Annotated in this window: 7 protein-coding genes; 1 reads left to right on the top strand and 6 read right to left on the bottom strand. The window is 64.1% G+C overall.

Annotated features, from left to right (window positions below):
• Positions 1-50 precede the first annotated feature (50 nt).
• The 4 genes from mdoH to pip form a co-directional block, all read right to left on the bottom strand.
• Positions 51-2,624: a glucans biosynthesis glucosyltransferase MdoH gene (mdoH, locus tag HU729_RS12065; protein WP_186665783.1), complete on the bottom strand. Its 2,574-nt coding sequence runs from the start codon at positions 2,622-2,624 to the stop codon at positions 51-53.
• Positions 2,617-4,362 carry a glucan biosynthesis protein G gene (locus HU729_RS12070; protein ID WP_288377173.1) on the bottom strand — a complete coding sequence of 582 codons (1,746 nt, stop codon included), beginning with the start codon at positions 4,360-4,362 and terminating at the stop codon, positions 2,617-2,619. The genes mdoH and HU729_RS12070 overlap by 8 nt, the downstream gene beginning before the upstream one ends.
• Positions 4,363-4,625: 263 nt before the next feature.
• Positions 4,626-5,063: a D-aminoacyl-tRNA deacylase gene (dtd, locus tag HU729_RS12075; protein ID WP_065863878.1), complete on the bottom strand. Its 438-nt coding sequence runs from the start codon at positions 5,061-5,063 to the stop codon at positions 4,626-4,628.
• Entirely contained in the window at positions 5,060-6,031 is a 972-nt protein-coding gene (gene pip, locus HU729_RS12080) for a prolyl aminopeptidase (protein WP_186665779.1), read from the bottom strand. Before pip ends, dtd begins: the two co-directional genes overlap by 4 nt.
• A 176-nt stretch (positions 6,032-6,207) precedes the next feature.
• Here pip and HU729_RS12085 point away from each other — a divergent pair, with 176 nt between their 5' ends.
• Positions 6,208-11,721: a DUF6543 domain-containing protein gene (locus tag HU729_RS12085; RefSeq protein WP_186710188.1), complete on the top strand. Its 5,514-nt coding sequence runs from the start codon at positions 6,208-6,210 to the stop codon at positions 11,719-11,721.
• Between the two features lie 57 nt (positions 11,722-11,778).
• Here the strand turns inward: HU729_RS12085 and hutG are convergent, their stop codons facing one another.
• Both hutG and hutI read right to left on the bottom strand, forming a co-directional pair.
• Complete coding sequence (gene hutG / locus HU729_RS12090; RefSeq protein ID WP_186710210.1) at positions 11,779-12,582, bottom strand: N-formylglutamate deformylase; 804 nt, start codon at positions 12,580-12,582, stop codon at positions 11,779-11,781.
• Positions 12,583-12,592: 10 nt separating this feature from the next.
• A complete protein-coding gene (gene hutI / locus HU729_RS12095; RefSeq protein ID WP_186665775.1) occupies positions 12,593-13,798 on the bottom strand; it encodes an imidazolonepropionase in 1,206 nt (401 codons plus the stop codon).
• Between the last annotated feature and the right edge of the window lie 6 nt (positions 13,799-13,804).

Here is a 13,804-nt window from a genome sequence, read left to right on the forward strand (position 1 = left end):
CAAGTCGCAGCGGCGAACGGCCGCTGCGACTTGCCCGCGAATGCGATGGATCAGGCGCCGACGAGTGCCGGCTGGCCTTCACCTTCAGGGTGCAGCGGCAGCAGCGGCGAGTGCGGATCGTTGGCGATGGAGTTGCGCCACACATTGATCCACGCCTCGTTCTGCTCGGCCCACACCCGCTCGTGCAGGCGCGACAGCGCCACCGGGTCGCTCAGCAGCGCCAGGCGAGTATTGCCGTCGATACCCTTGGGGCCGGCTTCCAGCGCCTTGGCGATACGCTCGGCACGCAGCGACTCGATCGCATCGGACTGGCCGTGACGGGCCGTACCCATGGCGCAGGCCAGGGCGTTCTGACGCGGATCGACCACGGCGCGAACGAAGCCATCGTGCAGGGCGTGCCAGCGGTTCTCGTGGGTGTACTGGTCGGTTGCCAGCAGCTCGTGCGGCGTGGCGTATTCCTCGGGAATCAGGAACAAGCGCTCATCCTTGGCCGCCAGGCCCAGGCGTACTCGGCTGGAGATCACCGAAACCGGGATCGACAACACCAGCGAACCGACGATAGGCGCCAGCCACCACAGGAAGCTCGGGTTCAGCCAAGCCACAAGCGCAGCCCAGGCGATACCCAGCAGGGTCTGCGGGCCATGGCGGCGTACCGCTTCGCTCCATGGCGTGGAGTCGTCGTCACGCTGCGGCGAATTCCAGGTCGCTGCCCAGCCGAGGAACGCAGCCAGCACGAAGCGGGTGTGGAAGATCATCCGCACCGGCGCCAGCAACATGGAGAAAAGCATCTCCATCAGCATCGACAGGGTCACCTTGATCCGCCCGCCGAACTCGGTCGCGCCCTTGGCCCAGATCAGGATGATGCTCAGCAGCTTGGGCAGGAACAGCAGCACGATGGTGGTGGAGAACAGCGCGATGGCTTTTTCCGGGTGCCACTGCGGCCACAGCGGATAGAGCTGGAACGGCTCGATGAAGTACTGCGGCTCCATCAGCGTGTTGGTTGCCAGCAGCGCCGTCGACAACACCAGGAACAGGAACCACAGCGGCGCCGACAGGTACGACATCACCCCGGTGAGGAACACCGCGCGGTGCACCGGGTGCATGCCCTTGACCAGGAACAGGCGGAAGTTCATCAGGTTGCCGTGGCACCAGCGCCGGTCGCGCTTGAGCTCGTCGAGCAGGTTCGGCGGCAGCTCTTCATAGCTGCCCGGCAGGTCATAGGCGATCCACACGCCCCAGCCGGCACGGCGCATCAGCGCGGCTTCGACGAAGTCGTGGGACAGGATCGCGCCGGCGAAGGCACCCTTGCCCGGCAGCGGCGCCAGGGCGCAATGCTCGATGAAGGGCTTCATGCGGATGATCGCGTTGTGCCCCCAGTAATGTGACTCGCCCAACTGCCAGAAGTGCAGGCCAGCGGTGAACAGCGGGCCGTACACGCGGGTGGCGAACTGCTGCATGCGCGCATAGAGGGTGTCCATGCCCGAAGCCTTCGGCCCGGTCTGGATGATGCCGGCGTCCGGGTTGGCCTCCATCAGGCGCACCAGGCTGCTCAGGCACTCGCCGCTCATCACGCTGTCGGCGTCGAGGACGACCATGTACTTGTACTCGCCCCCCCAGCGACGGCAGAAGTCGTCGAGGTTACCGCTCTTGCGCTTCACACGGCGGCGGCGGCGGCGATAGAAGATACGGCCGAAACCTTTCGCCTCACGGCACACCTCCAGCCACGCCTGCTGCTCGGCAACAGCGATGTCGGTGTCGTTGGTGTCACTGAGCACGAAGAAGTCGAAGCGGTCCAGGTTGCCGGTGGCGGCCACCGACTCGAAGGTCGCGCGCAGGCCGGCGAAGACCCGTGGCACGTCCTCGTTGCAGATCGGCATGACGATCGCGGTGCGGGCATCGGCCGGGATCGGCTCGTTGCCCGCACTACTGCCGGAAATCTTGTACTTGTCACGGCCGGTGAGCAACTCGAGGAAGCCCATCAGCGCGGTCCAGAAGCCCGCCGACACCCAGCAGAACAGGATGCCGAAGAGGATCAGGATGGAGGTCTGCAAGGCATAGGGCCAGACCTGAACGACGGTATCCCAGATCGGCTGGTTGACCACTTCTTCCAGGTCGACGAACGACCAGCCCTGGTACGGCAGGATGCCCTTCATATACCAGCCGGCGACGATGGTCTGGCCGATCATCAGCGCCAGCAGGATGTAGCGGCGCAACGAGCCGACCCGGCGCCAGCGTGCCGGCGGCAGCTCGCGCTTGGGCGGTTGCGGTGCGTTGGTGCGGCCGGTCATGCGCCGCCACATGCGCACCAGGATATTGGTGCGCCAGGGCTCGGGCAGGACCTTGGTGCGCTTGATCGGCGGGGCGATCTTCAGGCACAGGCGGCCACCGCCGTCGACGCCGAGCATCTCGGCCTCTTCGAGCTCGGCGGCGCTGCCGACGGTCAGACGGGAACCCACCGAAGCCTGGACGGCCTCGGTGGCGCTGGCGGCCGGATCAGCCGCCAGGCGTTGGTGCAGCTCGCTGAAGGAAGAGCAGCTGGCGAGTTCCGCTCGCTGCTCGTCGCTCAGAGGAAGGTGGGCCAGGTACTCGCCAAGCGATTCCGGCCTTGCGTTTGAGTTACTCATCGGCAGGCAACTGATAGCTCCAGGTTTCGGTCAGCACCTTCTCGGTGGTGGCCGGGGCCCCGTTGGTGGACGCCGCGTCGGCGGCTGGTTGCTCGGCCGGCTTCTCGGCTTTCTCGGCCTTGGCATGCTGAGCCTTGGCGTGCTTGGCGGCCGCCTTGTCCTGCTGGGTTTCGGCAGGTTTGGTTTCCTTCGGTGCCTCGACCGGAACATCGCGTACCAGCGCGGCACGCATCTCGGTGGACTTCTTCGGATCCTTGACCTTCAACCGCAGGGTCAGACGCCAGCCCTTGATCTCTGGGTTATAGCGCAGATTGTTCTCGACCACCTCGGCGTTGTCGCCAACGCTGACCTGGCTGCGCACGGCAGTGTCGGCCGGCAGGGCGGCAAGGACCGGGCCGTCGAAGTCGACCAGGAAGGCCACGCTGCCATCGGCCTGACGGATCAGGTTGGCTTGCTTGACGTCACCGGTCGAACGCAGGGTCTGCTTGACCCAGCCAAGGTCCTGGGCCTGGAACTTGGGCTCACTGATGGTCCAGTGCAGGCGATAGTTGTACTCGAACGGCTTGCCTGGCTCAGGCAGGGTTTCCGGGCTCCAGAAAGCAACGATGTTGTCGTTGGTCTCGTCGGCGGTCGGAATCTCGACCAGGTCGACGGTGCCCTTGCCCCAGTCGCCCTTGGGCTCGATCCAGGTGCTTGGACGCTTCTGGTAGTTGTCGTCGAGGTCTTCGAAGTCGCTGAAGGCACGCTGGCGCTGCATCAGGCCGAAACCACGCGGGTTCTCGACGCTGAAGTTGCTCACGGCCAGGTGTTTCGGGTTGTTCAGCGGACGCCACAGCCATTCGCCGTTGCCGGCGTGGATCGACAGGCCTTCGGAATCGTGCAGCGCCGGACGGTAGTTCTGCACCTTCGACGGCTGGTTCGGGCCGAACAGGAACATGCTGGTCAGCGGGGCAATGCCCAGGCGGCTGACGTGGTCACGCAGGAACACCTTGGACTTGACGTCGACGATGGTGTCGTCGCCCGGACGCACGGTCAGCTTGTAGGCGCCGGTGGAGCGCGGCGAATCGAGCAGCGCGTAGATCACCAGGTGCTTGTCGGCAGGCTTGGGCTTCTCGATCCAGAACTCGCGAAAGCGCGGGAACTCTTCGCCCGACGGCAGCGCAGTGTCGATGGCCAGGCCACGGGCGGACAGGCCATAGGCGTGCCCCTTGCCGACCACGCGGAAGTAGCTGGCGCCCAGCAGGGTCATGATCTCATCCTGCTTGTCAGGCTTGTTGATCGGGTAGAGCACGCGGAAACCGGCGTAGCCGAGGTTCTTGGTGGCATCGGGGTCATGCGGTACGTCGCCGAACTCGAAGCGGCTCGGGTCGTACTTGATCTCTTCGACCTTCTTGGCGGTGATCTCGTTGATGGTCACCGGCGTGTCGAAGTGCATGCCCTGATGGTAGAAGGAAAGCTTGAACGGGGTCTTGTCATTCGCCCATTCGGCCTTTTCCTGGATGAAGCGGATTTTCTGATAGTCCGCGTACTTCATGTCGCGGAACACCGGAGGCAGGTTGCTCTTCGGTGCTTCGTACTTCTGGCCGGCCAGATCCTTTGCCTTGGCTGCAACATCGTCAAGATTGAATGCCCACAGCTGGCCTGCGCTCATCAGGCCAACCAGCGCTGCGCCTGCCAACAAGGCCGTGCGCAGCCGATTGCCGGGGATTCTTGGTGCATTACAGGGACTTACAATCACGAGCAACCCTCGCCGTAAACAGATCATGAAACCAACGGCCAGCGACCAATGCCGGGTTGGCGAGCACTGTTCGGACCCCGCAAGGGCGCAATGATTCCCCAAACGGATCCAGACAATGCTCGAGTCAGAGTGAAACGAACCTGCGAACGCAGGCTCACGCAGCGCGCGATTATCCAGCAGGCTGCGTTACAACGCATCAGGCTGGACAAACTATTTATCGTACAAAACCCCTTGTTTTCCTACAAACAAGGGGTTTTTGCGGCTTATATTTGTAACATAAATGTTACGGGGCCATCATTGACCAGGTGAACCTGCATGTCTGCACCAAAACGGCCACTCTCGACGTTCGAGTGCTGAAGCTTAGCCTGCTGCAAAAGATAGTCGAAAAGCTCGGCCCCCAGAGCAGGCGGTGCCGCCGTCGAAAAACCTGGCCGCATGCCACTACGAGTGTCGGCGGCCAGGGTGAACTGCGAGACCAGCAGCAGCCCGCCGCCGATATCCTTGAGCGACAGGTTCATCTTGCCCTGCGGGTCACTGAACACCCGGTAGTTCAGCAGCTTGTGCAAAAGCTTATCGGCATGTTCGCGGGTATCTTCAGGCTCGACCGCCACCAGCACCAGCAAACCCTGGTCTACCGCGCCGACGATCTCGCCCTCGACTTCGACCCGAGCTGCGCGTACACGCTGCAGCAGGCCCTTCATGCTTCTTCCAGGGGCAGGTCGAGCAGGCGACGGGCCATCTGGTCCGCGGCGCGTACCAGGGCATCGGTGATGCCCGGCTCGGACGCGGCGTGACCGGCATCGCGGATCACCTTGAGCTCACTGTTCGGCCAGGCCTGGTGCAGCTCCCAGGCGTTGTCCAGCGGGCAGATCACGTCGTAGCGGCCATGCACGATCACCGCCGGCAGGTGGGCGATCTTCGGCAAGTCGCGGATCAACTGGTCCGGCTCGAGGAAGCCATTGTTCATGAAGTAGTGGCATTCGATGCGGGCGATCGACAGCGCGCGCTGAGGCTCGGAGAAACGATCGACCACCAGCGGGTTGGGACGCAGCGTGGCGGTGCGGCCTTCCCAGGTCGACCAGGCCTTGGCGGCCTGCATCTGGGCGATCTGGTCGTGGCCGGTCAGGCGCTTGTGGAAGGCCTTGACCAGGTCACCGCGCTCATCCGCCGGGATCGGCGCGATGTAGTCCTGCCAGTAGTCAGGGAACAGACGGCTGGCGCCCGCCTGATAGAACCATTCGATTTCCTGGGGGCGGCACAGGAAGATCCCACGCAGGATCAGGCCATGCACGCGCTCGGGGTGAGTCTGGGCGTAGGCCAGCGCCAGCGTCGAGCCCCAGGAGCCACCGAACAGCACCCATTTGTCGATGCCCAGGTGCTCGCGGATGCGCTCCAGGTCTTCGATCAGGTGCCAGGTGGTGTTATTCTCCAGGCTCGCGTGCGGCGTGGAGCGCCCACAGCCGCGCTGGTCGAAGGTGATGATGCGGTAGAGGTTGGGGTCGAAGTAGCAACGGCTCTGGGCATCGCAGCCCGAGCCCGGACCTCCGTGGATGAACACCACCGGCAAACCTTCAGGCGAACCACTTTCATCGACGTACAACACGTGCGGCGCTTCCACGGCCAGATCGTGCCGGGCGTAGGGTTTGATCTGCGGGTAGAGGGTCTGCATTGCGCACTCCGTGTGGGGATTGTTCGGCCGAGGGCCATCATAAACCTGAATTGCGCTTTGAGCATGTCCCCGTGTGATGGGCATGCCCGATCATTATCTCAAGGCCCCCATAAACTGTTATGTCAGCCTGGCCTGCGTGGCTCACTAGCATCGGTGTTTTCCCATGAGACACCGCCATGAACAAGCCAGCCCCCCTCACGCCCCACGCCCTGATCGAGCACAAGATGCCGTCGTGGATGCGCACGACCCCCGCCCGCATGCACGCCGTCATGCGCAAAACCCTCAAAACTCCGCCGGCCTGGTTCGCGCAGGCCAACGCCACGACCCATGACCTCGCCCAAGCCTATGCCGACTACCAGGCCCAAAGTGCAAAGCTCGATGCACAAATGAGCGCGCTACCGGCGCTGACTGCGTTCGCCACCCAGCAGTTGCAACAGGCGATTCACACGCGGTTCAGGCTATCCCTCGACGTGGCCACCCACTACCTGATCAATGCCAGCAAGGCCGAAGCCTACAAGGCGCAACTGGAAGGCGACCCCGTCGTCGACGGGCAGCGCGCGCTGAAGCTGGCCACTCAATCGCTGTTGCACTGCGCGCTGCAGAACTTCGAGGAGGCCGAAGCCCAGCCCAATGGGCTGGATGGACAATCGCTCAGCGCGGCCGTAGTCGACAGCAACGTCTTCAGGTTCCTCACTCCTGTCGGAAAGCAACTAGCCATCGCGCCCCATGAGTTCGCAGCCCTGAGCCGTGAACTGGATATCGGCGGCCAGTACCAGACGCTGATCGCCGACCTGTTGAACACCGCAGCGCCAGCGCTGCGCGCTACCGAACAGGCGGCCTTGCGCGTGGAAGTGCACAAAGCCCGCCTCAGCCAAGCGATCGACGCCGAGCTGCATTCGATACTGCTCAGCCTCGTCGAGGACACGTCGGCCGAGTACCAGGGCAGCCCGGTGCGTTGCGCCGCACTGGCGCTGTTCGGGGTGCCATTGACCGGAGCCATGGTCATCGGCGCAGTCCCCTCCCCCGAACAACTGCTGATCTACGATCCGCTGCTGTTGCCGTACAAAGGCCTCCTTGTCACCTACCTTCCCGGCAGCGCCATACCCTTGAAACAGCACCATTCGGTGCACGAGGCGCAGGCCCACTTGCGCGAGCAATTGGGGAAAATGCCGGACAGCCAGCTCAAGCGCGCAGTGTCGGCGCGTGACAGCGCCACCTTCGTCGAAAAGCTGATCGACTGTCTGCGGCCCATCGACTGGAGCACGTTGAAACCTACCCCCAACGGCCAAGAACGCCAGGTCGAGCGGGTACGCGACCCCGAAGCCTGGGTACCCGTAACCCTGAAGCCTTTTCGCAAGCCGCTGCTCACGCACCTGGTCGAGCAGAAGCAACAGCGACTCAAGGACGACGCGGCATTCCACGCGGTGCCCACCGCCGTCGAAGACGAAAAGACCGCCACAAAGCGTCGAGCCTACTTCACCCAGTTGGCCTTCAACGCCCTCAACATCAGCGGCTTCTTCGTACCCGTGTTGGGCCAAGTGATGATGGGTGTGGCCGCGATCCAACTGAGCTATGAGATTTTCGAGGGTCTCGACAGCTGGGCCAACGGCGACCAGCAACAGGCATTCGAGTATCTGATGGACGTGGTCGAGAACGTGGCGCTCACCGCCGCCTTGGGGGCCGCCGGCGGCACAGGCGAGATACCGGCGCTCGAGCGCGTTGCGGTGGAAACGCCCTCGTTCATAGAAGAGCTCACCCCTATCGAACTGCCCAATGGCCAGACCCGCCTGTGGGCGCCCGACCTGCGACCGTTCGCGCACGACATCCTGTTGCCCGCCGACCTGCAGCCAGATGAATTCGGCCTTTACCACCACCAAGGCAAGACCTGGCTGGCGCTGGACGGCACCCACTATTCGCTGGCCCAGGCGGCGCATACCGGTGAGTATCGACTCGAACACCCGCATAACCCGCAGAGCTACCAGCCCAGCCTGCGTCACAATGGTGCCGGTGCCTGGCAGCACGAACTGGACCAACCGTTGACCTGGCAGGCACCCGCCCTCATGCGTCGCGCCAGCCCGCTGGCCACGGCGTTCGACGATGCAACCATCAGCCGCATTCTGGAGATCAGCGACACCCGGGAAGACGTATTGCGCCGGATCGTCACCGAGAATCAACGGCTTCCCGCACTGCTGGAAGACACCCTGACGCGCTTCAAGCTGGATCAGCAGATCAGCCAGGCGCCCGCCTACGCCGAGCCACACAAGGCCCAGGCCGAATTCGCCAAGCGCTACAGCGCCTTGTCGAGCACAGCGATGCCGTCCGCAGAGGTCATCCGCCAGCGCTACCCGCAACTACCGGGTGTCATCGTCGAGGAACTGCTGCGCCACGCCACGCGCGAGGAACTGCAAACCCTGGCACAGGCCAAGGTGCCCTACCGCCTGGCCCAGGAAATACGCATCTATCAGCAGCAGGTGCGCCTGGCGCGGGCCTACGAGGGGCTGTACCTGGACTCGGTGCGCAACGCCGATAGCGAGCGGCTGGCGCTGTACACGCTGGAGCGGTTGTCCGACTGGCCAGCCGGCACCCGCATGACCCTGGAGCAGCTGCCTGGCGGCAGCTTCGAGATCGGTGCAGCCGACACGCAGGGCCAGACCGTGGTCAGCACCGCCGCGGGCTACCTTGCGCAATCGAGTGCCGCCACGGGTATCGACTTGTCCACACACGCCTCGTTGTACAGCGCGCTGCTCGAAGTGATACCCGCCGCACTGCGCAAAACACTGACGGGCAACGATGCCGAACAAGCCCTTGCCCTGAAACGCCTGATCCAGGCCACCCCCCTGCCGCGCCCTGCACTCAGACGCCTGCTGGGCATGCAACCGCTGAACTCGGGCTACCGCTCACCGATGCGCCTGGCCGACGGACGCATCGGCTACCCGCTGGGCGGCCAAGGTGCGGCCGGGGGGCATTTCACACGCCATACCCTGCTGCGCATCATCCGCACCCTCGAACTGCCGGAATACCTCTCCCACTCGGCCGAACAGATCCTGACCCGCCTTGAAACCAGCGGCATGAACCGCTCGGACATCCATAACCGCCTGCGCCAGCTGCAAGAACAACGCACCACCCTGCAGCGCTGGCTGGACGATTGGCGCACGGCTGTCCACCCCGACACCCTCACTGCGCCCCAAGCGTTCTCCGAGCTTCAGGCACGCTTCATGAATCATTGGCACCGCAACGCATTGCCCAGCCTCGGCGACACCCAAGCCCCACTGCACCTGGAGCGCATCGACCTCAGCAGCTTCCCCACAGGCCTGCCCGACTTCCTCAGCGCAACGATCACGCACCTGCAACTGACCGAGCCGTCATTCGGCAATAGCGTGGGTTGGGCAGTATACGAGCGGCACCTGAACAACCTGTTCCAACAGTTGCCAGGCTTGCGCTCACTCGAAATCAGCCGCCCCTACTCGGAAACCGCGGCCCCCTCCCAATTACTGTTCAGCGTCGGCTTGATGGCCACGCACTTCCCCGAGCTCGAATCGCTCAGCCTGCTGAACCAGAACCTGCAACTGTCCGAAAGCGACATCAACAGCCTCGCCGGTCTGCGCCGTCTGCGTCGCCTGGACCTCGGCGGCAACCGCCTTTCAGAACGCTACCGCCCGGATTTTCGCGAGCTCACGCTGGACTACCTTGGCCTCGACCGTATGACCCTCGACCAATGGCCGCAGGGTCTGAGCCTGGGGTCACTGGCGAACATCGGCGAACTGTCGCTACGCGACAACAACCTGCGGGTACTGCCTGGCATGCTGTTCGGCAGCCACGCCGACGCACGCCCACGCACCGTCATCTCACTGGAAGGCAACCGCATCAGCGATGACCAATTGCTGCGCCTGCTGCTGGCCCAGGACACATCGACGCCCAACATCACGGTCGATATCTCACCCAGCCTGCGCACCCGCCTGGACCAACACATCCAGCAACGCCAGGCGCTGCACGAGGCCATCGACCAGTGGGCCAACGCCTCCAGTTCGAGCGCACCGCTAAGCCAAGCCGCGACGCTTGCCCGCCGCCGTATCGGCTCCGCGTTGAGCACCTTCTGGCAAAGCCAGGAACAAGGCCTGACCCAGACGACCTTGCGCTTGGAAGACATGGACCTGGGGCATTTCCCGCCACAGTTGCCGGCTTTCTTCAACGAGCGGGTGCCCAACCTGTCCATATCCCGAGCCAGCGGAACCACGGAGCAGTTGAACACGTTCTTCGCCCGGCTGCCGAACGTCGAGAGCCTGAACCTGGTGGAGTACATCGGCGCCACCCAGACCCTGCCCACGGCACTGTTGCGCCTGCCAAACCTGACCTACCTCTCGATACGTGACATGGGCCTGGAGGTGAACGACAACCTGCTTGCAACCCTCGCCCACTTGAGCAACCTGACGCTGTTGGACCTGGGCGGCAACCGCATGGGTAGCATCACCCAAGTGCCCGAAGGGCTGCGCAACCTGCGCCGCCTCGACCTGAACAACATGGGCCTGCAGCACTGGCCGACCTGGGTCGACAGCCTGCTGCCGATGGACATGCTGGATCTCAGTGAAAATCAGCTCACTGCACTTCCCGAACACATTCTCAGCAACATCAACAACGACTTCCCGATCTCATCGATCGCCTTGTTCGGTAACCCGCTGAGCATGGACACCATGATGCGCGCGCGCACCTCGTCGGACAGCCAGCACAGCTACACCTTCGCCATGGACATGCCCGACGACCTGCTCCTGCTCACCTCCTCAGATGATGAAATGGCTGGCGGGCACCTGCACAACCCGATGCTTTCGGTCGATAACGATCTGCCCAACATCGACGACTGGTTGCTCGGCACAGAGGCGCAGAACGAAGCCCTGAAAAGCGCCTGGGATACCCTCGAAGAAGGCGGTGAGGCCGCCAACCTGCTGGCGCTGGTCGGCCGGTTGCGCCAGGCCGCCCCCTATCGCAACGGGCAGACCCGCCAATCGTTCTGCGAGCGCGTGCGTCTGATGCTGGTCAAGGCCTCGGTCATTACCGAGGAGCGACTGCTGTTCAACGCCGTGGCCGAGGAGGCCCTGGTACAGCCCGACACCGGCAGCCAGACCTGCCATGACGGCGCGCTGCTGGTGTTCCAGAACATCGAACTGCTGATCGACGGCCGGCGCCTGCTGACCGAGCCGGCAGACTCGGAGCACACGCTCTACCGTGAGCTGCGTCGCCTGTACCGCCTGCACCGCCTGGACGAGATCGCCCGGGACAAGGCCAGAGGACGCGACGAGGCAGAGGTGCGCCTGGCCTATCGACGTGGGTTGAACGAAGAACTCAAGCTTGGCGTACCGGACGACAACATGCTGTATCAGGCATCTGCCGACGTCAGCCGTAACGAACTGGCGTTGGCCGTGGACCAGGTGCACCGCGAAGAACAGGGCGAATCGTTCCTGAACTACGCCACCAGCAACCAAGAATGGATTCGCTACCTGCGCCATACCAACCAGGCGCGCTTCGATGCAATCGAACAGCAGTACCAGGCGCAGGTACTGGAGTTGCCCGAGCAGTTCCCCGACAGCACCCTGGAGCAACTCGCGCCGGAGTTCGACAACTTGAAGCGTGACAAGGACGCAAAAGAGGCCCGCCTGATTCTGGAGCTGACCATTCAGGCCAACCCCGAACGCGAGTGACGTGTTGGCGACACCGCACCGTCCCCAGGCCGGCTTTGTTCCGGCCTGGGGCTGGCCTCACTTGCCGTAACGCATCTTGCTCCACTCGAGCACGCTGGCGAGCAGATGCTGCAGCACCTCCTGCGTGGGCCGCGCCAGATCCTCGCGGTAGGCGAACGGCTCCACCTCTTCCATATAGGTGCTCTGCGCCAGCTCCAGTTGCACTGCATGGATATGATTGGTCGGATCCCCGTAATGCCGGGTGATGTGTCCGCCTTTGAAGCGCCCGTTGAGCACATGGGTATAGGCTGGCGCCTGGGCACACACCTTCTCCAGCCGTTCGGCCAGCTCCGAGTCACAGCTCGCGCCGTTGAAGGTGCCGAGGTTGAAGTCCGGCAGCTTGCCCTCGAACAGGTGCGGGATCACCGAACGGATCGAGTGGGCATCCCACAGCAGCGCGTAACCGAATTCGGCGCGCAGGCGATCCAGCTCCTGGCGGATCGTGCCGTGGTAAGGGCGCCAGATCTGCTCCAGGTAGGTGGCACGCTCGTCGGCCGACGGCACCTGGCCGTCCCTGAACAACGGCTCGCCCTCGAACAGCGTCGCCGGGTACAGACCCGTGGTGGCGCCGACATACAACGGCTTGTCATCGTCCGGTCGGTTCAGGTCGATGACGAAGCGCGAGTACTGCGCCGCCACCACGCTGGCACCCAGCTCACGGGCAAAATCGTACAGCTGCGGGATATGCCAGTCGGTGTCCGGCAGGCTTTTGGCCTCGTCCACCAGCCCGGCCTCGACCGCCGGGGTCAACTTGAGGCCGGCGTGGGGCATGCTGATCAGCAGCGGCAGGCGACCTTGATGAAAACTCAATACCTTGTCCATGACGCCTCGCTCAGTGGGAAATTTCATGGCCCAGGCGCACCACGCGCTTAGGCAGGTCGCCACCCAGCCAGTAGGCCAGGTCGGCAGGTCGTTCGATCTGCCAGGCGACGAAGTCGGCGACCTTGCCAGTCTCCAGCGAACCATGGCTGTCGCCCAGGCCCAGGGCCGTGGCGGCGTACAGGGTGACACCGGCCAAGGCTTCTTCCGGGGTCATGCGGAACAGGGTGCAGCCCATGTTCAGCATCAGGCGCAGCGACAGCACTGGCGAGGTGCCGGGGTTGAGGTCGCTGGACAGAGCGATCTTCACGCCATGCCGACGCAGAGCGTCCATCGGCGGCAACTGGGTTTCGCGCAGGAAGTAGAACGCCCCCGGCAGCAGCACGGCGACGGTGCCAGCCTGAGCCATGGCGATGGCATCTTCCTCGGTCATGAATTCCAGGTGATCGGCCGACAGCGCCTGGTAGCGCGCCGCGAGCGTGGAGCCATGCAGCGACGACAATTGTTCAGCGTGCAGCTTGACCGGCAACCCCAGTTCGCGCGCCTTGATGAACACCCGCTCGACCTGCGCCGGCGAGAACGCCAGGTGCTCGCAGAAGGCATCCACCGCATCCACCAACCCTTCAGCGGCCAGGGCCGGGAGCATCTCGTCGCAGACATGGGTGATGTAGTCGTCGGCCCGCCCGGCGTACTCCGGCGGCAAAGCGTGGGCGGCAAGGCAGGTGGCGCGGACGGTCACCGGCAGCTCTTCTGCGATGCGTCGGGCAACGCGCAGCATCTTGCGCTCGTTGGCCAGGTCCAGGCCGTAGCCGGACTTGATCTCCAGGGTGGTCACACCATCGCGCAGCAACGCCTGAACGCGCTGACGGGCGCTGGCAAGCAGTGCGTCCTCACTGGCCGCGCGAGTAGCACGCACGGTGCTGGCGATGCCACCGCCCTGGGCGGCGATCTCGGCGTAGCTGACGCCCTGCAGGCGCTGCTCGAACTCACCGCTGCGGTTGCCGCCGAACACCGTGTGGGTGTGGCAGTCGATCAGGCCGGGTGTGACCCAGGCGCCGCCCAGGTCGACCACACGTTCGGCATCGACGCCCGGCAGTTCGGCCTGGGGGCCGATCCATTCGATCAGCCCGGCATTGGTGACGATCGCCGCGTCCTCGATGATCGAGTAGCTGCCGTTGGCCATGGTGGCCGCGTGGCAGTGCTGCCAGAGGGTTCTCATAAAGCT

The sequence above is a fragment of the Pseudomonas sp. RW10S2 genome (assembly GCF_014268985.1).
GTDB classification, from domain to species: Bacteria; Pseudomonadota; Gammaproteobacteria; order Pseudomonadales; family Pseudomonadaceae; genus Aquipseudomonas; species Aquipseudomonas wayambapalatensis.

Bases quoted from the DNA above. Each gene is read 5' to 3' on its own strand.
- mdoH (WP_186665783.1), bottom strand. From the start codon at position 2,624: ATGAGTAACTCAAACGCAAGGCCGGAATCGCTTGGCGAGTACCTGGCC.
- dtd (WP_065863878.1), bottom strand. From the start codon at position 5,063: ATGAAGGGCCTGCTGCAGCGTGTACGCGCAGCTCGGGTCGAAGTCGAG.
- pip (WP_186665779.1), bottom strand. From the start codon at position 6,031: ATGCAGACCCTCTACCCGCAGATCAAACCCTACGCCCGGCACGATCTG.
- HU729_RS12085 (WP_186710188.1), top strand. From the start codon at position 6,208: ATGAACAAGCCAGCCCCCCTCACGCCCCACGCCCTGATCGAGCACAAG.
- hutG (WP_186710210.1), bottom strand. From the start codon at position 12,582: ATGGACAAGGTATTGAGTTTTCATCAAGGTCGCCTGCCGCTGCTGATC.
- hutI (WP_186665775.1), bottom strand. From the start codon at position 13,798: ATGAGAACCCTCTGGCAGCACTGCCACGCGGCCACCATGGCCAACGGC.